The sequence below is a fragment of the Granulicella rosea genome (assembly GCF_900188085.1).
In the GTDB taxonomy this organism is placed as follows: domain Bacteria; phylum Acidobacteriota; class Terriglobia; order Terriglobales; family Acidobacteriaceae; genus Edaphobacter; species Edaphobacter rosea.
The window spans coordinates 527,984-552,162 of sequence record NZ_FZOU01000001.1 but is presented as its reverse complement, the minus strand read 5'-3'; the positions used below and the strand labels follow the sequence as shown (position 1 = coordinate 552,162).

General features: G+C 63.8%; 19 protein-coding genes. 10 read left to right on the top strand and 9 right to left on the bottom strand.

All coding sequences use genetic code 11. From position 1 onward, the window contains the following. Positions 1-88 precede the first annotated feature (88 nt). The 3 genes from CHB87_RS02545 to CHB87_RS02535 all read right to left on the bottom strand — a co-directional run bounded on the left by CHB87_RS02545 (position 89) and on the right by CHB87_RS02535 (position 3,923). On the bottom strand, positions 89-925 hold the full coding sequence (locus CHB87_RS02545) for a DUF1003 domain-containing protein (protein WP_089406798.1): 837 nt from the start codon (positions 923-925) through the stop codon (positions 89-91). Positions 926-1,414: 489 nt separating this feature from the next. Continuing rightward, positions 1,415-1,924: a DUF4142 domain-containing protein gene (locus tag CHB87_RS02540; RefSeq protein ID WP_089406797.1), complete on the bottom strand. Its 510-nt coding sequence runs from the start codon at positions 1,922-1,924 to the stop codon at positions 1,415-1,417. Positions 1,925-1,991: 67 nt separating this feature from the next. Further along, on the bottom strand, positions 1,992-3,923 hold the full coding sequence (locus CHB87_RS02535) for an ArnT family glycosyltransferase (protein WP_089406796.1): 1,932 nt from the start codon (positions 3,921-3,923) through the stop codon (positions 1,992-1,994). A 63-nt stretch (positions 3,924-3,986) separates the two neighbouring features. Here CHB87_RS02535 and CHB87_RS02530 point away from each other — a divergent pair, with 63 nt between their 5' ends. The 3 genes from CHB87_RS02530 to CHB87_RS02520 all read left to right on the top strand — a co-directional run bounded on the left by CHB87_RS02530 (position 3,987) and on the right by CHB87_RS02520 (position 6,441). Beyond that, on the top strand, positions 3,987-5,066 hold the full coding sequence (locus CHB87_RS02530; RefSeq protein ID WP_089406795.1) for an aromatic ring-hydroxylating dioxygenase subunit alpha: 1,080 nt from the start codon (positions 3,987-3,989) through the stop codon (positions 5,064-5,066). Positions 5,067-5,360: 294 nt separating this feature from the next. Further along, complete coding sequence (locus CHB87_RS02525; protein WP_142988173.1) at positions 5,361-5,792, top strand: DUF2314 domain-containing protein; 432 nt, start codon at positions 5,361-5,363, stop codon at positions 5,790-5,792. 136 nt (positions 5,793-5,928) lie between these two features. After that, on the top strand, positions 5,929-6,441 hold the full coding sequence (locus tag CHB87_RS02520) for a hypothetical protein (protein WP_089406793.1): 513 nt from the start codon (positions 5,929-5,931) through the stop codon (positions 6,439-6,441). A gap of 38 nt (positions 6,442-6,479) precedes the next feature. Here the strand turns inward: CHB87_RS02520 and CHB87_RS02515 are convergent, their stop codons facing one another. Next, complete coding sequence (locus tag CHB87_RS02515; protein ID WP_089406792.1) at positions 6,480-7,619, bottom strand: lactonase family protein; 1,140 nt, start codon at positions 7,617-7,619, stop codon at positions 6,480-6,482. An 85-nt stretch (positions 7,620-7,704) separates the two neighbouring features. Continuing rightward, complete coding sequence (locus CHB87_RS02510) at positions 7,705-10,428, bottom strand: DUF3536 domain-containing protein (protein WP_089406791.1); 2,724 nt, start codon at positions 10,426-10,428, stop codon at positions 7,705-7,707. 84 nt (positions 10,429-10,512) lie between these two features. Between CHB87_RS02510 and CHB87_RS02505 the strand changes: the two genes are divergently transcribed. Next, the gene (locus tag CHB87_RS02505) at positions 10,513-10,743 is read left to right on the top strand and encodes a hypothetical protein (protein WP_089406790.1); all 231 of its coding nucleotides are present in this window, start codon (positions 10,513-10,515) and stop codon (positions 10,741-10,743) included. Then, positions 10,740-11,129, top strand: a complete 390-nt coding sequence (locus CHB87_RS02500; protein WP_176441542.1) for a type II toxin-antitoxin system death-on-curing family toxin — start codon at positions 10,740-10,742, stop codon at positions 11,127-11,129. Before CHB87_RS02505 ends, CHB87_RS02500 begins: the two co-directional genes overlap by 4 nt. On the opposite strand, the gene CHB87_RS02495 is transcribed toward CHB87_RS02500, so the two are convergent. From CHB87_RS02495 to CHB87_RS02480, 4 genes are all read right to left on the bottom strand, one after another. Continuing rightward, on the bottom strand, positions 11,126-11,524 hold the full coding sequence (locus CHB87_RS02495; RefSeq protein WP_089406788.1) for a ribosomal maturation YjgA family protein: 399 nt from the start codon (positions 11,522-11,524) through the stop codon (positions 11,126-11,128). The genes CHB87_RS02500 and CHB87_RS02495 overlap by 4 nt on opposite strands. Beyond that, a complete protein-coding gene (locus tag CHB87_RS02490; protein WP_089406787.1) occupies positions 11,521-13,494 on the bottom strand; it encodes an NHL repeat-containing protein in 1,974 nt (657 codons plus the stop codon). Before CHB87_RS02490 ends, CHB87_RS02495 begins: the two co-directional genes overlap by 4 nt. A gap of 401 nt (positions 13,495-13,895) precedes the next feature. Continuing rightward, complete coding sequence (locus tag CHB87_RS02485) at positions 13,896-14,651, bottom strand: DNA-3-methyladenine glycosylase family protein (RefSeq protein WP_089406786.1); 756 nt, start codon at positions 14,649-14,651, stop codon at positions 13,896-13,898. 56 nt (positions 14,652-14,707) lie between these two features. Next, a complete protein-coding gene (locus tag CHB87_RS02480) occupies positions 14,708-16,759 on the bottom strand; it encodes an NHL repeat-containing protein (RefSeq protein WP_089406785.1) in 2,052 nt (683 codons plus the stop codon). A 653-nt stretch (positions 16,760-17,412) separates the two neighbouring features. Here CHB87_RS02480 and CHB87_RS02475 point away from each other — a divergent pair. From CHB87_RS02475 to CHB87_RS02455, 5 genes are read left to right on the top strand one after another with little or no spacing between them, the layout of a single operon-like run. After that, the gene (locus CHB87_RS02475; protein ID WP_089406784.1) at positions 17,413-18,210 is read left to right on the top strand and encodes a cytochrome c3 family protein; all 798 of its coding nucleotides are present in this window, start codon (positions 17,413-17,415) and stop codon (positions 18,208-18,210) included. Further along, entirely contained in the window at positions 18,207-21,416 is a 3,210-nt protein-coding gene (locus CHB87_RS02470) for a TAT-variant-translocated molybdopterin oxidoreductase (RefSeq protein ID WP_089406783.1), read from the top strand. Before CHB87_RS02475 ends, CHB87_RS02470 begins: the two co-directional genes overlap by 4 nt. Further along, positions 21,417-22,859, top strand: coding sequence for an NrfD/PsrC family molybdoenzyme membrane anchor subunit (nrfD, locus tag CHB87_RS02465; RefSeq protein ID WP_176441541.1), 1,443 nt, complete (start codon positions 21,417-21,419; stop codon positions 22,857-22,859). Next, positions 22,859-23,401: a DUF3341 domain-containing protein gene (locus CHB87_RS02460; RefSeq protein ID WP_089406782.1), complete on the top strand. Its 543-nt coding sequence runs from the start codon at positions 22,859-22,861 to the stop codon at positions 23,399-23,401. Before nrfD ends, CHB87_RS02460 begins: the two co-directional genes overlap by 1 nt. A 40-nt stretch (positions 23,402-23,441) precedes the next feature. Next, positions 23,442-24,167 carry a c-type cytochrome gene (locus CHB87_RS02455; RefSeq protein ID WP_089406781.1) on the top strand — a complete coding sequence of 242 codons (726 nt, stop codon included), beginning with the start codon at positions 23,442-23,444 and terminating at the stop codon, positions 24,165-24,167. Positions 24,168-24,179 lie beyond the last annotated feature (12 nt).

Genomic DNA, 24,179 nt, shown 5'->3' with positions numbered 1-24,179 from the left:
GCGAGAACTAACAACGACAAGAGCCAAAACAGATCCTTCGCCACGCTCAGGATGACAAGCATTGGGGGTGGCGGCTGGATACTCGGGTTCAGGACGGCTGTTGCACGCTCAGCTTCTCATCCACATCGTCCACGCGGTCGGTCAGCAGGCGCAGCTTGCGCGAGAGCTCCTGAATCTCCGCCTCCGCGCGCACGTTCACCTCGAAGTCCAGCTCGGCGCGGACGCGGTCCTTTTTGTCCTGCCGGTTCTGGCTCATCATGATCACCGGCGCCTGGATCGACGCCAGCATCGACAGGAAGAGGTTCAGCAGGATGAACGGGTACGGGTCCCACGCCTTGCCCTTCAACACGATGTTCACACCCGAATAGACGATCAGCACGATCGCAAACAGGATGATGAAGGTCCACGAGCCGCCGAAGCTCGCGACCTTGTCCGCGATCCGCTCGCCGAAGGTCATCTCCTCCTCGATCACATTGTTGGAGTTGCGGTTGGCGCGGTCGCGCACCAGTTGCTGCAGCGCGTGCGACTGCCGCGCCAGCACGGTCAGCATGTCCATGCCAGCCATGGGCTTCTTTTCGAGCAGGATGGAGATGTCGTGGCGATCCACCTCCACGCAGGTGCTGTCCTCCAGCGCGAAGGCCGAGGTCTGGTGCGCGGTCTCCTCCAGCATGGAGGCGAAGCCAAAGAGCCCGCCGTGGCGCGGCTCATCCACCAGCACGTCCTGCTGGTTGCCGTCCACGGTGAAGACCTGCACCGCGCCCGAGAGCATCACGTAGGCCGCCTTGCCCGGGTCGCCGGCCTTGTAGATTCGCTGTCTGGCGGCGAAGTTGCGCAGCTCCACCTGCTGCGAGAGCACGGTCAGTTCGTCGTCGTCGAGCAGCGAGAAGAGCGGGACGTGGCGAAGTTCGTCGGCGGGACAGGGCATGAAAGGGGCCTCGTTGCTATGCGTAGGAGTCAGTCAAGACGATAGCAAATGCCGGCGCGCCGCGCTTCAACAGGCCTGAAAAAGACGACATGCTGGACGGATTTTCTGAAATACTGGGCTGGCTTTCTTACAGGCTGGAGCCGCTTAAGGGCACACCAGAGGCAGCCAAGTTTCGCCCTGAAAAGCGAAACGCCTCGGGGTTCGTGGCCCCGAGGCGATCCTGTAAGGAGGTAACGGCCCATGCGACCTGTACGAGTCAAATGGGGAAAGCTGAGAGTTAAGATCCCGGCAGAAGCGATTCTGTTCGTGGTCCTCAACACTTTCCTGCTAGTTCACTTGTTGAACTACTGACGTTTTGCAACCCCCTGAGCGACCTCCACGCCGTTCAGGGGCTTTGATACTTATCGGCAATTCTTCAGCGAATTGCCAACGTACTACCGCTATTGAACTCCCGCGAAAATCCCTTGTCAACGGAAGAATGCGCCCAACCTACAGCTTCTTCTTCAAATCGTAGGCCATGTTCTTGTGCGCGGCGACGTGCGTCTTGCCGTCGATCACGGCGGCCTTCAGCTTCGGGTCGTTGGAGCTCTTCGCCTCGGACGTGAAGGCGCTCAGGGCCTTGGTGTGATCGGTCACCATCTGGCTCATGTACTCCTTGTCGAAGTCCGCGCCGTTCAGCCCGTTGAGCTTGTCGAGTTCCTTCTGGTGGTCGGCGTCCGGGCCCATCGGCGGGGTAAGGCCGCGCGAGGTCGCGAAGGGCTTCATCGTCTCGGTCATCTGCGTGTGCTCGTCGACCATCTTGCCGGCGAATGCCTTGACGTCGGGGTTGGACGCCTTCTGCTGCGCGAGCTTGCTCAGGGCGATCTCGTTCTGGTCCGCCTGCGCGGCGGTGGCGAGAAACTTCTTATCGCCCGCGGGCGAGGCGTTGGCGAAGGTGGGAGCGACAGCGGCCGCGACGGCCAGGACGGTACAACACATCATCTGCGTAGACTTGTTCATCGGACGATCTCCATTGCAGCATTTTGCCGCACAGCGCATCAGAGGCCCTTTGCCTGCAATACGTTGCCTACCGCACGCCGGCCATCGCGACGATATCCGTCTCGTCCCAGTCGTCCGGGTCGATATCGGAGTTGGTCTTCTCCGGCCCGTCCTTCAATCGATTCGGCTGGTTCGAGAGAATCTCCTTGCCGCCGGCGGCCGCGACCCGGTAGATGGCGCCGGGAAGCTGCGGCAGCGGCCGGTCCTTGTCGCCTGGATCCTGCCAGACGAAGACGCGCTGCGTCCCGGCCCATCGCTCGCGGATCGTCTCGGTCGTCTCGAAGATCTTCGGCGCATCGGGGAAGAAGCTGCCGTACCAGAGGTTCGCGCTGCGCCCCTGCCAGATGTGGATGTCGTTGCGCCGCAGGTAGAAGCCCAGCGTGCTGCCCGCCTCGTATTCGCCGTGGATGACGATCAGGTCGCCGGGCCGCAGCTCGGGCGCGATCGCGCGGGCCATCTGGGCGGAGCTCAGCACCGGCGCAAAGGTCTGCAGCCCAAGGTGCGCGGCCAGCAGAAAGGCGCATGTCCCCGCCGCCAGCGCCATGTTCGCCGCGTGGTTGCGGCCCTGGCGGCGCATCCTCCAGTTGGCGTACGTCCCGCCGAAGCAGGCCACGACGGTCAGGACCAGCGGCAGCCGGAACATCCCCAGCGAGCGGGCGTTCAGGTCGAGAAAGTGTCCGAAGGAGAGCGCATAGTCGCCGGGATTCTGGTTCAGCAGCTCGGCCAGATCGGTTCCCGGTTCCGGCGTCGCGGAGTGGAGGAGGAAGTAAACGACCACCGCCGAGATCGCCGTCCCGATGAGCAGCATGAAGCCCGCCAGCCACGTGCCGATGCGGCCTTCGGCGGGCTCGTGCGCCAGCCACGCGGCGACCAGAAGCATCAGCGCGGGCAGCGCGGGCAGCACGTAGTACTCCTGCCGGGTGGAGAGCGAGAAGAAGAGCAGCGGGATCGCCGCCCACAGGAGCAGCAGGAGGTTGGTGCGGTTCTTGATATGCCGCAGGGCGCGGCCCAGCGCGGGCAGCAGGTAGGCGCTCCACGGCATCAGCCACACGAAGCACAGGCCGTAGAAGAGCGCGATGGGCACGGTGTCATAGTCGCGCGGCACGCGCAGGTTCAGGTAGCGCAGCAGGTGTTCGTTGACGAAGTAGAACCAGGTCCAGCCGTGGACGTTCCCGTCGGTCGGCAGCGGCACGATCCAGTGGCCGTGGACGCGGGTGATTGGCGCGGGATGCCCCTGGGTCGGATTCGCGAGGCCGGCGAGCACATGCCACGGCGTGGAGATCGCAAAGAAGACCAGCAGGCTCGTGCCCGGATGCAGCTCGCCGATCCGCTTGAAGAGGCCGAGGAAGCCGCGCGTCAGCAGCAGGTAGACGAGCACGATGCCGACCGGGAAGACGATGCCGATCAGTCCCTTGGTCAGCACGTTCAGCGCGCAGCAGGCGGCGAACGCCCAGCACAGCCAGCGTCGGGCCTCCGTCTGCTGTTCCGTAAGCCAGAAGGCGTACATCGCCAGCGTCAGCCACAGGCAGACCGCGACATCGGGAATCGTGATGCGCGTGAAGATGAAGATGCCGAAGCTCGTCAGCAGGATCACGCCCGCGTAGAGCCCGGCCCGCGCACTGGCAAACGCCCTTCGCGCAAAGCCTTCGACCGCCAGCGCCAGCGCCAGCGCCGCGAAAGACAGCGGCAGCCGCGCGCTCGCCGTGCTGACGCCGAAGAGCTTGAAGCTGGCCGCGATCGACCAGTAGAGCAGCGGCGCCTTTTCGAGGTAGCGGATGCCGTTCGCATACAACGTGACCCAGTCGTGGCGCAGAATCATCTCGCGCGCGACTTCGGAGTGGACGGAGTCGGCGTCGTCCAGCAGCGGCGGCAGCCAGAGCGTGAAGGTCATGTAGAAGACAAACCAGAGCGCGAGCAAAATCAGACGGTTGCGGCCGGGGCTGGCGGAGGTCGAAGTCATTGGGCTGGCTACAGGGTATCGTGCCCGCCCGGTTATCATCGGAGAGAAGTCGGCGGAGGCGCATTGGCAGTAGACAATCAGGCTATCGGCACGGCGCCGCCGGCGGAGCTCATCTTCGGCGACTGGTACCCCGCGCTGCGCACCGACACTCTGCGCGCGGGCAAGACCGCGAAGACCCTACTGCTGGGTATCCCCGTTCTGCTGGGTCGCAAGACCGGCGGCGAGCTCTTCGCCATGCGCGATCTCTGCCCGCACCGCGGCATTCCGCTCTCGGCCGGCTGGTTCGACGGCGAGCACGTCCAGTGCAAGTACCACGGCTGGAAGTTCGAGCCCTGCTCCGGCCAGTGTACGGAGATTCCGTCGCTCACCACCTTCGACATCCTGCAGCCGACCAAAATCTACGCGACCAGCTACCCCTGCGAGGAGCGCGACGGCTACGCCTGGGTCTACATCCCCGAAGCCGGCGCGAGCCGCACCCCGGCCAGCCTGCCTCCTGTGCCCGAGCTGCCGAAGTTTTCCGCCAAGTACCGCAGCGCGCACCTGGTCGCCGACCTGCCCTGCAACGTCGACCACGGCATCATCGGCCTGATGGACCCGGCGCACGGCCCGTTCGTCCACCAGGCCTGGTGGTGGCGCAGCCGGGCGTCTATCCATCAGAAAGAAAAGCACTTCGAGCCGATCCCGCAAGGCTTTCGCATGTCCGCGCATGCGCCCAGCGGGAACTCCGCGCCGTACAAGCTGCTCGGCGTCTACGGCGAACCGATTACGACGCAGATCGACTTCGTCCTGCCGAACCGCCGGTACGAGACCATACGCTGCGGCGAGAAGTGGTTCTCGAGCCTCACCACCGTCACCCCGGTCACCGCGACGACCTGCCGGATCGACGTCTACGCCGCGTGGAACGTCTTCTACCATGTCCCGTTCGTCACCAGCATCGCGACATTTTTCGGCGCGCGCTTCGTCGGGCAGGATCAGCAGACGATGATCGAACAGGCCCAGGGCCTGCGCTTCCACCCCGGCCTGATGCTGATCGACGACGCGGACAAGCCGGCCAAGTGGTACTTCGCGCTGAAGCAGGCGCGGCTGACGGGGTCTGGCGCGCATCCTTTGCCTGGGCCAGTCACGTTGCGCTGGCGGAGTTGACCGCCCAAAATCGCTTGTCATCCTGAGCGTAGCGAAGGACCTGCTTGTCGGCTCGGCGCGGGATTGGCGTTCGTGCGGCCACAAACACGAAGCAGATCCTTCGCTCCGCTCAGGATGACAGGACTTGACTCAGGATGACAGGACTTATCGCCAAGCCCGAGGCCTATTCAAGAGCAAGCACGCGGCGCTCAATCCACCGGATCTCCCCGAAATCCACAACCAAGGTGGTATTTGGCCGATCCCGCGAGAGGTAATACCATTAAGAGTGTTGCAACAGCACCCGGGAGGAACGCATTGTCCCTGCACCAGACGCAAGAGATTGCCCCAGTTTCCACGCAGCATGAAGAGATGCTCGTCGCCATTCGCGAGGCCAAGCGCAGCATCAAGCGCTTCCTCGACGCCTTCGCCGCGCCGAAGCCCGGCCAGCACGACTTCCACCTCAAGGTCGCCTTTCGCGACGAGCAGACCGGCGAGGTCGAGCACATCTGGGTCACCGACCTGGACCTCTCGGGCGACGTGCCCTGCGGCCGCATCGCGAACCAGCCACGGCTGAAGGGCCTGAGCTTCCTGCAGCTCGTCCACTTCGAGAAGCCCCGCGTCACGGACTGGATGTACCGCGAAAACGGCCACGTCGTCGGCGCCTACACGACCAGGGCGCTTGCCCGCGGTCTGGAGCGCGATACGACGCTGCACTCCGGCCTGCACCGCCGCCGGACGGTCAACTAGCGAACGTGTTCGTGCCTCCCAGCCTTCGATAAGCCCGAAGGTTGGGGGTCCAGGCTTGATCCTCCGAACGCACCGCAAATTCATGCAAGACTCAGGCATGCCTGGGCGACCGGTTGCCGTCTAACTCTCCAGCGCCATGTCGAGCCGCACACTGAACTTCGCGCTCCTGCTGGGCAGCCTCGCACTGCCGGCGCCGTGCCGCGCGCAGACGAAGATTCCGCCGTTCAAAGGCACAAGCCTCGCCGGAACCAGCGTAACCCTGCCCGCCGACCCCGGACCGGCGCTGCTGATCGTAGGGTTTTCCAGAAAATCCACAGACGACGCCACCCTGTGGGGAAAACGCGCGCGTGTCGCCGACGCGTCCCTGCCGGTCTACACCCTGCCCCTGCTTGCCGACGCCCCGAAGCTGCTGCGCGGCATGATTCTGCACGCCATGCGCGGCGAGGCGCCGCCAGCCGTGCAGCCGCGCTTCGTGCCCATCCTCGACCATGTCGAGGAGTGGAAGAAGGCCGTCGGATACGACAGCCCGGACGCCATCTACATTCTCCTGATCGACCCCGGCGGCGCGATTCGCTGGCGCATGGAGGGGCCTGCTACGGATTCTGCGATTGCCGAGATGCTGCGGCAGGCCAGGACCATTCCGGGATAGGCCGATTTCCGCTCAGGCGGAGCGGTCCCAGAGAGCGATTATGGGTGCGCTGGATAGATCGCAAGGCCAACAGGAGTGTTGCCGGTGCCGATGCCGCCGTATTCGGAGAGGGTTCCATCGGCGTCGATCCGGTAGGTGTCGATGCCACCGTCTTCTCGCACAACGTAGGCCAACTGGCCGCCAGGGTCCATCTGGATGATGTAGGGCTGCCCGAGGTCATAGATGGTCGCCGGAGTGAACGGCGTAAGTGCGCCGGAGGTCTGGTTCCTGTTGAAGAGCGAGATCGTCTGATCGTCGCGGTCGATGACATAGGCGTGGGCGCCGTCGATGGTGAGGCCGATGTCCGTCGCGCCATTGCCGGTCGTTACCGTGGCGTAGAGGGTGAGGGCGCCGGTCGAAGCGTTGATGGAATAGACGGAGACGGAGTTGCTGCGCCCCGAGGTTGCGTAGATGTATTTGCCCGTGGGATCGAGACGGAGCGTGAAGAAGGAGCTGCCAACGACCGTGGGCGAGGCGAGCGGCGTCAGAGCGCCGGTCGTCTGGTCAATGGAGTAGGCCACCACGTAGCCGTACTCGCCGACATAGAGATATTTGCCGGTGGAGTCGGTCACGATGCCGCAGGGGCTTGTAAAGTCTCCGTAGAATCCCGGAGAGCTGGGAAGCGTCGTATCCGGCAGGGCGGTCAACGCGCCCGTGCCGCGGTTGACCGTGTAGGTCGACACCGTATTCAGGCCGGTGTTCGCAGTGTATAGAAAGCGCCCGGTGGGGTCGATGGCCATGTTCTCGGGCCGATTGTTGACGTTTGAAGACGGCGCCGTCCCCACGTTGACCGGAATGCCGGTTCCGGGGGTGATGCTGTAGGTGGTCACGCTGCCGCCGAGGAAGCCGGCGAAAAAGAGGTATTTACCAAGTGGGTCGACAACCATGGCGCCGTAGTTGTCGTTGGTGGGTACGCTCGCCGGCGACGTGGGCGCCCATACGCCGTTGGTTGAGATGGTGTAGCTGCTGATGCCGCCGCTGAAGCCGCCAACGTAGGCGAACTGCGCTTTGGCGGACGCAATCACCGGCGGGGTGGCAGTCGCACCTCCGCCGCTGGGGCTGCCGGTAGAACAGCCGGCGCCGAAAAGGAGAGCGAGGGAGAGTGCGACACAGTACGACCGGTGTTGAGACGGGGCCATGATGACGTAAACCTAACCCGGCCCACGGCGGTCGTCAATGAAAAAGACGAAGAATGCGGTCGAGCTCCGGGTCAGAAATGCGGGCCTAGAACGCCGACACGCCTTCCTCGATTACCAACTGATCCACGCAGATATTCATGGCCTCGCCCAGCTTCTTGAAGCCATCCTTCCACTCCGGCGACCAGTAGAGCCGGTCGGCGCGGCGCAGCAGGTCGTTCCAGATGTTCTGCGCCTGCCAGATGTTCACCTCGAAGGGCATCGTCCGGATCGTGTCCGCGATCGAGAGCGCCGAGTGCAGCGCCTGCAGTGCGCCGGACGTGCCCAGCTCTTCCGATTCGCCTTCGAGGCGGATCATCGCCCGCTTCATCCGCAGGCCGGCGGTGAAGCCCAGCAGGTGCGTGTCCAGCGTGACATGGTCGTTGTTCGCGCGCGCCAGCAGGTCCGTCACCTCGATCGCGTCGAAGTTCTCGGCGTCGATCGCGTGGCGCAGGCTGGCGTTGATGGCGAAGCTGGCGGCCAACGCCAGCGCCGGCGGCGGGTTCATCCCGCTCTCGGTGAGGAAGTGCAGCAGCGACGCGTGATCCTCGTAGATCTTGCGCAGCGAGTCTTCCATCTCGCCGATCGTCTGGTCGAGGATGGTGTTCAGGATGCGGTGCTGCTCGTCGGCAAAGAGCGAGGTCAGCGAGTAGGCGATCGGCGAGGCGGGATAGACGGGCTTCTCCGGCGCGGGTGGCGCGGGCGGCTGCGCGATGGTGTGGGCGATGCCCGGTTCGACCGCGCCCATGACCGACTCCGGCTGGCCCGGCTCCGGGTTGATGGGGTCGAGCGACATGTGCGGCACGGGCTCGGGCACGGGCACGGGCGGGGTGAAGAAGCGGTCGATCAGCCGGATCACCTCCGGCAGGTTCGCCTTGCGGATGGCGGTGCGTACCTCGGTTGAAAACTCCGTGAACGGACCCTCGTCCGTCTCCGTTTCGTACTTGCGGACCGCGGCCGAAAGGTTCTGATCGCCCAGATGCAGCACGGCGAAGCAGATCTGCTCGGACTCCTCCGTGATGCGCGAGCGCACCTGCGCGCGGCCCAGCGCGACCTTGCCTCGGCCCGAGTTGAAGGTCTCGTGCGAGTCGCGGTGCAGGTCGAAGCAGAAGAGTTCGCCGTCCTCTGGATAGCTGCGGAAGATCGAGCTGATGGCGTAGTGCGCGCCGACCTGTTCGAGCCCGATCTTCATCCCCGTCACGTAGCGCCGGTAGACCTCCGCGCCGTCGCCCAGATCGGGCACGTTGGACTTTGCCGTGGCCAGAATCGCCAGGAACGCCGGTTCGAGATCGGCGCCGGGCTTGCCGAAGAGCTTCGCGGCAAGCTGCAGCACGCGGCCCGCGTAGGCGATGATCTGGACGGTTTCGATGCCGGAGATCTCGTCGAAGAACCAGCCGCAGGAGGTGTACATGAGCTGCGTGTGGCGTTCGAGCTCCATCAGCTCCAGCACCACGATGCGCTCCTCGGGCGTCAGCGTCTTCAGCGAGAAGCGTTCGAGGAAGGTGTCGATGCTCACCGGCGAGCGGTCCAGCACGACGCGGATGTAGCCGTCGCGCGCCTCCCACAGGTCGGTCAGCAGATCCTTGGCGAGCGCCTCGGCCAGCGGGGCGGTCTTGTCGCGCAGCAGGTCCAGCGCCGCGCGCAGCGGCCCGCGCCATTCCTGGTTCCAGCCCGGCTTGCCGCCGTTGCAGCCGCAGTTCGAACGCCAGCGCTCGACTCCGTGGGCGCAGCTCCAGCTTGTGTTTTCAGCGACTTCCGCCTCCCACAGCGGAGGGAACTTGGCCAGGAACTCGCCGTAGTTGGTCAGCGTGGCGAGGTTCTCGTCCTCCAGCCAATGCATCGCGAACGACAGCGCCATCTCGCCGTGCTTGTGGTGGTGACCGTAGCTCTCGCCGTCGGTGGCGACGTGCGAAAGCTGCGGACGAAACTGCCGTCGGTCGCCGTCGCTCAGCGTGCGGAAGCCGCCCATCAGACGCTGGCCGAACTTCTCGCCGCTATCGAGGAGGCCCTCGAAGGCGATGGCGCGGGAGTTCGGCCCGTCGTAGAAGAAGACGGCGATGCTGCGGCCTTCGTTCAGCTTGACGAGGTAGGGCTGGGTCGGGTCGACGGTGGCGTCCGGCGTGCCGAACCACTCGGCCTTGGCCTCAACGGCAGTCGGTTCCATCCGCCGCACGCGCGCGCACTGGTTGGGCGCGAGCACGGTGAACTTGATGCCTTCCTTCGCCATCAGGTCGAGCACGGCGCGGTTCACGGCGGTCTCGGCCAGCCACATGCCCTCGGGCTTGCGGTTGAAGCGCGATTCGAAGTCCGCGACGCCCCAGCGGATCTGCGTGATGGCGTCGCGCTCGCTCGCCAGCGGCATGATGATGTGGTTGTAGACCTGCGCCATGGCGGAACCGTGCCCGCTGTAACGCTTGGCGCTGGCCTTGTCCGCGTCCAGAATCATCCGGTAGGTGCGCGGCGCCTTGTCTTCGAGCCAGCTCAGCAGCGTGGGGCCGAAGTTGAAGCTCATCCGCGCGTAGTTGTTCACGATGCGCGTGATCTCGTTCTGCTTGTTCTGGATGCGCGAGGCGCCGTTGGGCGCGTAACATTCGGCCGTGATGCGGTCGTTCCAGTCGTGGTAGGGCTCGGCGGAGTCCTGCACCTCGACCGTCTCGAGCCACGGGTTCTCGCGCGGCGGCTGGTAGAAGTGGCCGTGGACGCAGACGTACCGGGTTACAGGAGGCGCAACAGGCGGAGCAGCGGGCGTGGCTTTCGCGGTCGTTTTGGGCATACTGTCACCTTTGATGCTATCGGCAAACGGGAACGATTGTCTGAAAAGTGGGGTTTTCCTTCAAATTCGGGGTAAAATTTTCGCATGACGTTCCGCGTACAACATGTCGACGGCGAGTATCGCGTCGTGCTGAGCGCCGAGGCGATGGAAGCCCTGCATCTGACGGATGGGGCGCAGGTGGATATTAAGCTGGTGAAGACGGCTGCGACTGTTTCTGCGCCGGTATTTCAATACCTGACGAACGACGAGGCCTTGCAGATCTTTCGCGATACGGAAGAGCAGCATCGCGAAGCCTATCAAGAGCTGGCCAAGTGATCTGGCGTTTCCTTACCGTCGAAAACATCATTGCGCTCCAGGCTGAACAGATCGATCTCTACGGCGGCTCGCATGGGCTGCGTGACTTCGGTCTTCTGGAGTCGGCGGTGTCGCGCGCCAAAAACAAGGTTAACTACGAGCCGGATGCCACAGTTCCACAGGTTGCAGCGTCGTTGAGTTGGGGTCTCGTCAAGAATCATGCCTTCATCGATGGCAACAAGCGGATCGGCCTCGTCAGCCTGATTGTCTTTCTTGGAGCAAACGGCTACCGCTCCGTAAAGTCGCCCATGGAAGAGTCGGCGATGGTGTTGCGCGCCGCCGCGAGTGAAATTACCGAAGACGAATGGACCGCATGGGTTGAGCGCTCCGTCGCGCCGCTCGCTTAGCGCACGTCCCATCGATCGGCCAGTGCCGCCAGCAGAATCCCCACCCAGTACACCGCGATATCCCATCCGGAGAACACCCGCCCCAGCAGCAGCTTGCCCGCCAGCTTGTAGCGAAAGGCGTCCAGCCCCGGCGTGTGGAAGAGCCGGATGCACTCGATCCCCGTAGCGGCGACCCCGGCCCAGAGAGCGATCTTCCACGGCGAAAGCCGAGGCAGCAAGGCGGCGGTGATCCAGTAGACCATCACCGCCCACAGGAACGACCCGCCCCACTTGTACCAGAAGAACGGCAGGTGCAGGGGCGCCAGCCGCCAGATCAGCCCTGCGACAAGCGCGAGGGCGGCGAACCCCGTACAGGCAGTCCGCCGCCCAGCCTGGCAGCGTTCCGGCTGGGTCAAGGACGCTGGCCGAGCGTGCCGGCCTTGACGGCGGCCGAGAGCGGCGTGACCACCGGAGCCGCGCCGCCGACCATCTCCCACATGATGCCGGCGACGCTGTTGCCCACGCTCATGTAGCCGTTGCTGACCCAGACATTGCCCGAGCCGTCGATCGCGATGCCCGTCGGGCCGAGCGCGTTGGGAGTGACGTAGCCCGCGTCGGGCGAGATCGGCGTGCCGGTATTCGTCATTTCGGCGATGGAGTCGTTGTCGCTGGCGCACCAGACGTTGTTCGCCCCGTCGACCGCCATGCCGATGCACTGGCTGAGCGCGGTATTCGTGTGGCTGTTGGTGAAGGGCGAGTTGGGCGCGGCGGCGCCGCTCGCCAGATTTTCGTATACCGGACCGGTGCCCGCGCCGAAGACATCGTTGACGCTGTCGATGGCGATGGGGCCGCCGCCCCCGGTAAAGGGCGCGCCGGTGACAGGAGCGCCCGCCGTGGTGAACTTGTCCAGCAAAGTGGTGGTGGTGTAGGAGTTGTTGGAATTCTCCGTCACGTTGTAGCTCGACGTCCAGAGCGCGCCGGTGTTGTCGAAGGCAAGCCCGTTCACATACTGGCCCACGCCGCTGCCGCTGAGGGGGGAGCCGTAGACCGCGCCCGCGTTGGTGAACCGGCTGATGGAGCCAGGCAGCGCCGATGAACTGCCGGAGCAGGGCGAGCCAGTGTAGAGATCGTTCGACACGAAGACGTCGCCGGAGCCGTCGATGGCGATACCGTTCGCCTGGCCGGTCATCCCGTTGCCGGTGTAGCCGCTTGATCCGGAAAGGATCGTCCCGGCGTTGCTCAGCTTGACGAGCGTCGCGACCCCGCCGCAGGAGTTCGCGCCAACTACCCAGACATTGTTTGAAGGATCGATGGCGATCGCGTTCGAAGAGAACGTGCTGGAGATGCCGCCGCCGCCATAGCCGGCCGCGGGCGAAAGCAGCGTGCCGTTGGAGCTGCGGGCGAGGACGCCGCCGTAGGTCGCCTCCCAGAGGTTGCCGGACCCGTCGATGGCGATGTTGCCGCCGTTGTCGCTATAGACGATCGAGACGCTGAAGTCGTTCGGGGCTGTGCTGAGAGTCGGCTGGAAGGGTGCTGCGGTTCCGCCGGCCAGTCCGTAGAGGTTCGCGATATTTTGTCCGGGGTTGTGCGCGATGTTGATCGCGGCGGTCGCGGTGTCGGTGGGCGCCGTGCCGGTTGAGCCCGCGCTCTTCGCATTGGCAAAGAGCGTGGTGCAGTTGGCAAAGGGCGAGGCGGAGTTCACGCACGAGGCCAGGATGTTCGCCAGGGTATAGATCTCGCTCTGCGGCACGGCGCCTGTGCCCGTCACGGTCTGTGCCGGGGCGGCGCCGGTCGCGACGTTCGCCAGGTTTGCGGCAGTGAGGAAGGCGTTCTTGACGCCCGTCTGCGCAAGCGTGGAGCCGGAGCTGGAGATGTGGGTCGCGTCGGTGGCGAAGCCCGCCAGCGCGTAGGCGGCGGCGACCGTCGTCACTTCGTTGATGAGGATGAAGGGTGTCGTGCTGAGCAGCGAGCCGGACGAAGGGCAGTTACCCAGCGCGGCCAGCAGACCGGAGGAGGCATTCGCGCCCGCACCGCCGTTGCCGCCCAGCGAGTAAAGGTAAACCTGTGTCCCCGGGGTGCAGGTGTAGTCGCCGGTGATGGAAAAGGAGCCGCCAGAGGTCGTCAACACGTAGCCTCCGATCGAATCGGTTCCCGCGACGCCGGTGGTCAGCAGCGAGGTCGAGGCCGTGCCGTACCCGCCGGTTCCGGCCGCCAGCAGATAGAGCTTCGCCCCGACGATCGGCTGCTGGCCTCCATGGACTACGCCAGTCAGGGCGACTCCGGCGGTTTCGACCGGCTCTCCCGTGGGACTCAGGGAACAACCGGCAAGCAGAGTGGCGAGGAACGAGGAGGCGACGAGGAGGCAGGCGCGGCGCGGCAGAGGCATTGGACGTACTCCCAGGGACGAGGGCCGAAGGTGATGGCGTTCTTTTTGATCAGGATCAGGACGCCGCATTGGGTCTACATACAAACCTCGCATGAGACATGTGTTGAACTCCATACCCGAAATGGGAGATATATGCCTCCTATCTGTTCGATAGGCGACGCTGGGCGGCAGGCTCTCTGCATGAAGCTGTCCGCGGCGTCTGCGCAGGGAACTGCGATCGCGCGAATTGCACGGATGGATCGGTAAAGACTCGTCTTCAGACGCGGACGCCGTTTCTGAAGACGAACGCTAAGGAACCTCTGATTAAGATAGGTTCGGACTTTAGCCCGGACAATAAGCCCCGCAGAGTCAGTGGGGCTTTAGCCCCTGGGATATGGGTTGCGGACTTAATCAGAGCACCCCTAAGTCGCTTTGACCGTCTCCAGTTTGTCTGCCGCGGCCAGATCGCACGCACGCCACAGGTACCAGCTCGCCACCGAGCGCCACGGGCTCCACTTCTTCGCGCGCTTCAACATCACGTCCGGCTTGGGCAGGTCCATCGGGGTGACCTTGTCCTGGGGCTTCAGCTTGCCAAATGTCAGGGCAAATCCCTTGCGCACGCCGTAGTCGCTGACCGGCAGCACGTCCGTTCGGCCCAGGCGGAAGATCAGCATCATCTCCACCGTCCAGGGGCCGATGCCGCGCACCTGCGAGAGGTGGGCGACGATCTCGTCATCCGTCATCTTGCGAATCTTCGCGAGCGTCGGCACCGTGCCGTCGAGCGTCTTTGCGGCCAGGTCGCGCACCGCCAGCGCCTTGTTCTTCGAGAGGCCCGCAGCGCGGAGTTGCTCGTTCGGCGCGTCGAGCATGTGCTGGGCGGTCGGATGCGGCGCGCGGGTGAACGGCTCGTCGCCCGCGCGCGCAATGCTGCCCGGTGGAGCAAAACTTTCGAGCAGCCGCCGGTGGATCGTCGCGGCGGCCTTGCCATTCAGTTGCTGATAGACGATGGCCTCCAGCAGCGCCTCGAACGGCGACTGCGCCCCGGCCAGCTTCATCGTGCAGGGGCCGACGCGCGCGATCAACCGGCCCAGCTTCGGGTCGGCGGCGGAGAGCGCGGCGACGGCCTCGGCCGGGTCGTAGGGCAGCTTGCTGGTGCGGCGGGTGTGCGGACTGGGCATGCAGGAAGTCTAGCGAAAACCCGATGCGAACGGAGCCGCATCGGGTTTTTCAGCCGCTATGGCCTGCTGGCAGGCGCAAGGTAGGGAGCTACCAGATTCGCGCAAAGCGGGGTCACCACGGGAGTGGCGGCGCCGACGATCTCGACGAGGCTGGAATTGAGTTGGCTGGCGACCCATACGTCTCCTGAACCATCCACCGCAATCCCGAGAACGGAGTCGAAGGAAGAATAACCGCTCTGATTGATTCCGTAGAAGCCGCCAGCCGGAGAGAGTCGGGTTCCGCCGTTTGAAAACTCCACGATACCGAAGCTGGTGCCCGCCCAGACGTTGCTGGAGCCATCGATCGCGATGGCCGAGGAGGCATAACTTCCCGTGAGATATCCTGATGCGCCGGAGAGGACCGCGCCGGAGGGGGAGAACTCCACCACGCTGCTCGGGTTGTAGCCGCTTGTGACCCAGGCGTTGCCCGTGTGGTCGATCGCGATGGCCTTTGGATTCGTCAAGCCTCCGCCGGTGAAGCCGGTCGTTCCGGAAAGCACGGTATCCGTACTGGAGAGCTTGGTGACGGCGCTGCCATTCGCATTGGCCACCCAGGCGCTGCCTGCGCCGTCGATGGCAATGCTCTGGGGATACTCGAGAGCGCCGACGCTCGATGAGCCTGTGGTGAAGAGGATGGCGCCCGTGGTGGAGAGTACGTCGACGTTGCTCGGCTCTCCAGCGGATGTGCTGATGCTGCCTTCCCAGGCCCGTCCTAACGAGTCGATGGCGAGCGCATAGGGATAGTAGCTCGCGCCCACACTGTACCCGCCGGTTCCCGACAGAATGTTCCCGGATGAGGATAACTCCCCTATATTCTGATAGTTGCTATTGGCGATCCATGCGTTGCCGGACTCGTCGATGGCGATCGCCGTGGGAGAGCCTTTGGAGCCGGCGCTGTATCCGGGGGCCGTGGAAAGGAAGGCGCCTACGCTCGACAGTTTCATGACCGTCTGGGTGCTCCCAACGTTGTTCGCGACCCACACGTTGCCGGAGCCGTCCACCGCGACTGCGGCAGGGCCGATGGAAGTCCAGGTAAAGCTGATCGCAAGGGTAAAGTCGTTGGGCGGGGAGGTTCCGGATACCGATGGCTGAAACGGCGACGCAGGCAGTTGCAGATCGTAGAGCGCGGTCTGGTTTACGCCGGGATGGTGCGCGATATTGATCGCCGCCGTTGCGGTATCCGTGGGCTGAACGCCGCTGGGAGTGCCATCGCTGGTCGCCGTCGGCAGCAGCGTGCTGCATCCGACGCCAGAGGGCCCGGTCGAGTTCACGCAGGCGGCCAGGATATTGGCCAGCGTATCGATCATCGTCTGGGGCACGGCGCCGTTGCCGCCATTCAGCGCCGGAGTCGTCGTCAGCGCCGCGCCGGTGGCCAGATTCTCGAGGTTGGCTGCGTTCTTGAAGGCGTTGGTGATTCCAATAACCGCCAGCGCGCTTCCCGAGGAGGAGATGTGGGTCGCGTCGGATGCGAACGGCGCCAGCGAGTAGGCCGCGGCGACGGTCGACACCTCATTCATGTAGATGTACGTGACGGCCGGGGTCGCCGTGGCGAGCGTCCCTCCATAAGGGCAGGTTCCGAGCGCGGCCAGAGAGCCGGCGGCCGAATTCGCGACGCCCGCGCCGGGATTGCCGCCCACTGCGTACAGATAAACCTGCGGCGAGTTCGCCGGGCAGGTGTAATCGCCGGTGATCGTAAAAGCGCCCGAAGGGTCCGTCGTCACATAGTAATCGCCGCTGGTTGGACCGCCGACGGTGGTGTCGAGCGTCGTATTCGAAGCCGCCTTCAGCAACGAAATCGAGGCGTTAAGCGGGGACGCGGCAATGCCCGATCCGCCGTTACCCGTGGTGTTCGCGGCGAAGAGGAAGACGTGCGAACCGACGATCGGCTGCTGTCCGCCATGCAGAATGCCCTGCGTCACACCGCCCGGCGCGGCGGCCGGCGTACCCACCGGAGAGCTTTCGGGAAAGTTTGCCGTTCCAAGGCCGCATCCAGCGAGGCCAAGCGTGCAAAACAGTATGAAGAGCGCGGGTGCGCTCAGGAGAATGGACTGGTTCCGGCCAAGCGACATATGGAAACTCCCGAAAATCAACTCAGGGGCCCGTCTTCGAACGCTCGACGACCCTGTCCGGACCGGGAGCGCGATGAAGTTTGATCAAGTCCAGTAAGCCCGAAACGGAACCGCCGCGTCAACTCCAAATCGAACGATTGTGGGGATGTTCACCGTCCAATCAACAACCCTATCTCGGACCAATTTGGCCGTAATTTACAGCTGACCCAAAGTTCAGGCAGGGTTAAGCAGGAACACGGCAGCCGGGCTGGCTACCGATTTTCTACACCCATTTCAGGCGGGCGTTCATCGCACAGAAAGTGGGCGTTTGAACCAGGTTTTATTGATCTTGCATGTTCCGCGCAGGCGGCGCATTTTGTACTGAAAAAAGCATGGAGCACGAGATGTTGTGCAAGGCCTGAAACAGGCCTCCGATAATCGGCTTTGCAATGGAAAAAACGTTTCGGTGTGACGCCGATCACGTTGGTGAGAGCTTTTTGGACTGCTATACTCGGGTTTCAAAGGGACGTATTTTCAACAGGCGGCAGGGTAGCAGAATCGCCTCCGGTGTCTGAGCAGATTTGCTCAGATACGCCACACAACCACTTCACACGCTCTGCGAGTCTCCGGGCAGCTATCTGGGGCTTGGACGCAGAGGAAGCAGGAACGCACTCATGGCGCAAGTTTTTGACCGCAGTTCGAACGCACTGGCCCGGATGAGCCTGGTCCTTACCGGCCTCATCGTCATTGCGCTCGGCGTTGGCCTGGACCAGTTGCAGCGTTCGCCCTGGGTGACGCGGCAGGGTCAACGGCCCGATCAGCCGGTACCCTTCAGCCACAAGCACCACGTGGAAGGCCTTGGCCTGCAGTGCCAGTACTGCCACACGTCGGTCGAGAAGTCGAGCTATGCCGGGATTCCACCCACCAAGACCTGTATCAACTGTCATGCGCAGATCTGGACCAACGCCGCGCTTCTGGAGCCTGTGCGGCACAGCTGGGCGACGGGTGAGTCGATCAACTGGATCAAGGTGCACGACCTGCCGGACTACGTCTACTTCAATCACGAGATTCACGTGAACAAGGGCATCGGCTGCGCAAGCTGTCACGGCCGCGTCGACGAGATGCCGCTGATGTACATGCAGAACACCCTCCAGATGGAGTGGTGTCTGAACTGCCACCGCAATCCCGGCGTCAACCTTCGCCCGACCAGCGAGATCTACAACATGGCTTGGGCCGGACCCTCCGAAGAGAAGCCCGTGGCCTGCACCTCGACCGGCAAGGGCGGACCGACTGCCCAGAGCGTAAGCTGCAAGGTCGTCGACAAGGGCGGTCCGCTGAACGTCTCGCTCGAGACCACCGGCGGCATGACGCAGACCTTCACCAGCCAGGCCGACCTTGGCCGCTTCCTGACCCAGCAGTACCACATCCGCTCAGCGAACGAGCTTTCGAGCTGCGAGGTGTGCCACCGATGAACAACACAGGATCGAACGACGTAAACATGACGAATCCCGGTTTCGAATCGAACGACGCGCACGTCGCTCCGTCTGAGTCCGCCTCGCAGGGGCCGGTGGTGGTCACCTCCATCTCCCCCGCGAAGATGACTCTGGCCGCCGTCCAGGCCAAGCTGGCGGGCAAGACCGGCCGCCGCTACTGGAAGAACATGGACGAGCTCGCCGAGACGCCCGCCTTTCAGGAGCTGATGCAGCAGGAGTTTCCGCGTCAGGCCGGAGCCGGCGAGTGGGTCGACGCCGTCAGCCGTCGCGGCTTCATGAAGGTGATGGGCGCGTCCTTCGCTCTCGCCGGTCTCGCCGGTTGCACCAAGCAGCCCGACGAACCGATCTATCCTTATATTAAGCAGCCGGAGGACCTTGTCCTCGGCAAGCCGATGTTCTTCGCGACCGCGCATCCCTTCCCGACCGGCGCCATTCCGGTGCTGGTGAAGTCGGACGCCTTCCGCCCCATCAAGATCGAGGGCAATCCCGATCATCCGATGTCCAAGGGCAAGTCGGATGCGTACTCGCAGGCGACCCTGCTTGAACTTTACGACCCGGATCGCTCGCACAACCCTATCTATAAGGGTGAGGCTTCGAGCTGGGCGACCTTCCAGGAGAGCTTCGCCTCGGCCGCCAAGAAGACCTCCGGTGGACAGGGCATCTACTTCCTCTCCGAGACCATCACCTCGCCGACGCTTGCCGCCCAGTGGAAGAAGGTTCAGGCTGCCTACCCGGCTGCCAAGCTCGTCCAGTGGGATCCGGTCAATCAGGATTCTTCTCGCGCCGCTTCGATGGCCGCCTTCGGCGCCTATACGGATACGCAGTACAACCTCGAAGACGCCGACGTGATCCTGTCGCTCGACGCGGACTTCCTCGGCGGCATCGCACAGCCCGGCTTCCTCCCGATGGCTGCGGCCTACGCGGAGCGCCATCGCTTCGAGGCCGGCAAGAAGATGAACCGGCTCTACGTCGTCGAGAGCATGCCGACCGTCACCGGCTTCAAGGCGGACCACCGCCTGGCGCTGAAGCCTTCGGAGATCGCGGCCTTCGCGACCGCCGCAGCCTCCGGCTCCTCGGTCAGCCTCTCGAACCCCGACGCGCAGAAGTTCCTGAATGCGGTTCTCAAGGATCTGAAGGCCACCGGCGGCAAGTGCGTCGTCATCGCGGGCGAACAGGCCGCGCCCGCGGTTCACCTCGCTGCCTACTCCTTGAATAAGAGCCTCGGCGCGGAGAAGACGGTCGTCTACACCGAGCCGGTCAATCCGCTTCCGTCCGAGCAGTTGAAGGATCTGAAGTCGCTCGTCGCCGACATGAACGCCGGCAAGGTCCAGTGGCTGGTCATGCTGGGCACGAACCCGATCTACAACGCCCCGGTCGATCTGGAGTTCCCGTCCGCCTTCGTGAAGGTTCCGGTGACGGTCCACCTCGGCGCATATCTCGATGAGACCGGCGTCGCCTCGACCTGGCACCTGAATAAGAGCCACTACCTCGAGAGCTGGTCCGACGCCCGCGCCTATGACGGCACGATCTCGGTGATCCAGCCGATGATCGACCCGCTCTACGCCGGCATCAGCCCGCACGATGTCTTCCAGGCGATCCTCGACAATCCGCAGGCCTCCGCCTACGACGTCGTGGTCGAAAACGCCAAGACGTACATCAAGGGCGACTTCGCCGCTGGCTGGCGCAAGGCGCTGCATGATGGGTGGGTCGATGGAACGGCATTCACGCCGAAGACGGTCTCCCCATCCGCGACCGCTTCGCTGCCCGCCGCGCCTGCCTCCTCGGGCATGGAGATCGCGTTCAAGCACGATCCGTCGCTCTTCGACGGACGCTACGCGAACATCGGCTGGCTGCAGGAGCTGCCCAAGCAGGTAACGAACCTGAGCTGGGACAACGCGGTCCTAATGAGCCTGAACACGATGGACAAGCTCAAGGTGGTCGAGAACGAGGCCGTCGAGCTCAGCGTGAATGGCCGCAAGGTCATCGGCGGCGCGCTCATGGTTCCGGGCCACCCGGACGACGTCATCACGGTTCACCTCGGCTTCGGTCGCAGCGAAGGCCGCGTCGGCGCGGCGGTGGGCTTCAACGGCTACCTGCTTCGTTCGTCGGACTCGCCTGCTTACGCGTCCGGTCTGACGGTCACCGGCGGCAAGGGCACCTACGATCTCTGCGTCACGAAGGTTCACTCCTTCGAGCATCGCGGTTCGTTCGCTCAGCACGATCTCGAGAAGCCGCTTTCGGATAAGGAAGGCTCCTACTCGCTCGAAGGCCACGAGGCCGCCGAGCGCGCGATCATCCGTTACGCCACGGTCGAGGAGGCGCTTGCGCACCCGGACTACGCGAACGAAGGCGCATCCGGCACGCTGACGAACAAGGTTGGATACGGCGTTCTCGCCGAGCCGCCGAAGCATGAAGAGAGCATGTTCGCCGATGCGTGGGACTACAAGAAGAAGGATCCGTCCTCGCTGAAGATTCAAAACGCCTGGGGCATGGCGATCGACCTGAACAGCTGCGTTGGCTGTAACGCCTGTATTGTGAGCTGCTACGCCGAGAACAATATCCCGGTCGTCGGTCGCGAACAGGTGAAGGTCGGACGCAACATGCAGTGGCTTCGCATCGATACCTACTTCGAAGGCGATCTGCACGCACCAAAGGCGCACTTCCAGCCGATGGCCTGCCAGCACTGCGAAAATGCGGGCTGCGAGCAGGTCTGCCCGGTCGGAGCGACGGTGCACACGCCCGAAGGCCTCAATACGATGGTGTACAACCGTTGCGTCGGCACCCGTTACTGCTCGAACAACTGCCCGTATAAGGTGCGCCGGTTCAACTTCCTGCTGTACGCGGACTACGACACCGAGAGCCTCAAGTTCATGCGCAATCCGGACGTCAGCGTGCGTTCGCGCGGCGTGATGGAAAAGTGCAGCTACTGCCTGCAGCGGATCGAAGCGGCCAAGATCACGGCCGACAAGGAGAATCGCGAGGTGCGGGACGGCGATATCATCACCGCCTGCCAGCAGGCCTGCCCGACCAGCGCGATTACCTTCGGCAATATCAACGACCCGGCAAGCAAGGTCGCGAAGCTCAAGGCGGAAGAGCGCAACTATCAGGTACTCGGCGATCTCAACTTCCGCCCGCGTACCACGTACACGGCTGGAGTCATCAACCCGAATGTGGAGCTGGCATAAATGGCTACCAAAGGACCTCTGCACGACCCCGTTGTCGACCCGATGATCGACCCGCGTACCGGTGAGTACGCGGTCATTGCCCCGGGCCACAACTTTAAGTCGGTCACCACCCTGATCGCCGACATCGTTCTGACGGAGAACACTCCGCTGGGCTGGTTCTTCGGCCTGATGGTCGGCGGCGGCGTCGCGATGGGCGTCGTCGTCGGCATCACCTGGCTGTTCCTGAAGGGCGTCGGCATCTGGGGCGTCACCATGCCGGGCGCATGGGGCTTCGCGATCATCAACTTCGTCTGGTGGATCGGTATCGGCCACGCCGGCACGCTGATCTCGGCGATTCTGTTGCTCTTCAAGCAGACCTGGCGCAACTCGATCAACCGCTTCGCCGAAGCGATGACAATCTTCGCCGTTGTCTGCGCCGGAACCTTTCCGCTGATCCACGTCGGCCGCCCCTGGCTCGCCTACTGGCTGATGCCGTATCCGAACACGATGAACGTGTGGCCGCAGTTCCGGTCGCCACTCGCCTGGGACGTCTTCGCGGTCTCGACCTACGCGACCATCTCGATCGTCTTCTGGTACATCGGTATGATCCCGGACTTCGGCACGATGCGCGACCGCGCGGTGCTGCCGTTCGCCAAGTACGCCTACGGCATCCTGTCGCTCGGCTGGCGCGGTTCGACCCGCCACTGGATCCGGTATGAGACGGCGTCGCTCCTGCTCGCCGGTCTCTCGACGCCGCTGGTGCTCTCGGTGCACACGGTCATCAGCTTCGACTTCGCGGTGGCCTCGCTGGCTGGCTGGCACACGACGATCTTCCCGCCCTACTTCGTCGCGGGCGCCGTGTACTCCGGATTCGCGATGGTGCTGACGCTGGCGATCCCGCTGCGCAAGATCTACCACCTTGAAGATGTGGTGACGCTGCGCCACCTGGACAACATGGCGAAGGTCATGCTGGCCACGGGTTCGATCGTCGGCTACGGTTACGCCATGGAGGTCTTCATGAGCTGGTTCTCGGCCAGCCACTGGGAGTTCTTCATGATGTGGAACCGCATGTTCGGACCGATGGGCTGGGGTTACTGGATGCTCATCCTGACGAACATCGCGATTCCGCTGACCACGCTCTGGTCGCGCAAGCTGCGGGTGAATGTGACCTTCCTCTTCATCCTGTCGCTGATCGTGAACACGGGTATGTGGTTCGAGCGCTTCGTCATCGTCGTGACCAGTCTCTACCGCGACTACCTGCCGTCGAGCTGGGGCACCTACCGCGCAACGAAGTGGGACTACATGATCTACATCGGTACGATGGGTCTGTTCACGGTCCTGTTCTTCTGCTTCGTACGCTTCCTGCCCATGATTCCCATGTCGGAGCTTCGCATGATGCTTCCGCAGACCAAGGTCAAGCGCGGCGGGTCCGATGCTGAAACTGTTGTCGAGGAGACTGCCTGATGCCACCGCGTGAAGGAATCTACTGCCTGATGGCAGAGTTCAATACGCCGACTGAGCTGGTCCAAGCGACCGAGGCGGCGTACCGTGCGGGCTACCGCCGCATGGAGTGCTACACGCCGTATCCGGTCGAAGAGGCCGCCGAGGCGCTCAACTTCCATTCGACCCGCGTCCCGCTTTTGACGCTGCTGGGCGGCTTGATGGGCTTTACCACCTCGTTCCTGATGGAGACCTGGATCAACGTCTGGGCCTATCCGCTGAACATCGCGGGGCGGCCTCTGTGGTCCTGGCCGGCGTTCATCATTCCCGCCTATGAGTGGACGATCCTGTTTGCCGGTCTCTCGGCCGCGTTCGGCATGATTGCGCTGAACGGCCTGCCGCAGACCTATCATCCGGTCTTCAATGCTCCGAACTTTCGCAACGGTGCAACGACGGATAAGTTCTTTCTATGCCTTGAGGCAGTGGACCCGAAGTTTTCGCTGACCGAGTCGCGCTCCTTCCTCGAGCAGTTCCCCGCGGTCTCCGTGGTGGAGGTGGATCATTAATACGCTACGCACCCACGCTTCCGCTCTCGCGGCGCTCGGTATGGTGACCCTGTTCACGGCCGGCTGCCGCCAGGACATGCACGATCAGCCGAAGTTCATCCCGCAGCGCGGAACCACCTTCTTCGCCGATGGCCGCTCCGCACGTCCGCAGGTGGAGAACACCGTCGCCCGCGGTCAGTTGCACGAAGACTCCTACTTCTACACCGGCATGGTCAATGGACAGGAGGGCAACATGATGCCTTTCGCCGCTACCGCCGAGGTATTGGCCCGCGGCCAGGAGCGCTACAACATCTACTGCACGCCCTGCCACTCCCGTGTGGGCAATGGCGCCGGCATGATCGTCCAGCGCGGCTACGCGCAGGCGGGCAACTTCCACACGGCGCGTCTGCAGGCCGCGCCGCTCGGTCACTTCTTCAACGTAATGACCAACGGCTACGGCGCGATGCCGGACTACTCGGCGCAGTTGACCCCGGCCGATCGCTGGGCGGTGGTGGCGTATATCAAGGCGCTTCAACTGAGCCAGTCCGCGACACAGGCCGACGTTCCGAGCGGCCAGCACACCGAATCGCTGGCCGATATCGCGGCTCGCGAAGGCCTGGATGAGCCGAAATATCTGGAGTGGTCTGTGCCACCGACCGCCAATGCAGGCACGCCGGACGGTCAGCCGTTTGTTCTTCCGTCGAACGCTACAGGCTCGAAGCCGGCGACACCGGCCCCGGCCGCAACACCCGCCGCCAGTGCGACTGGCGCAACCGCAAAGCCATAACCGCCAGTTCCC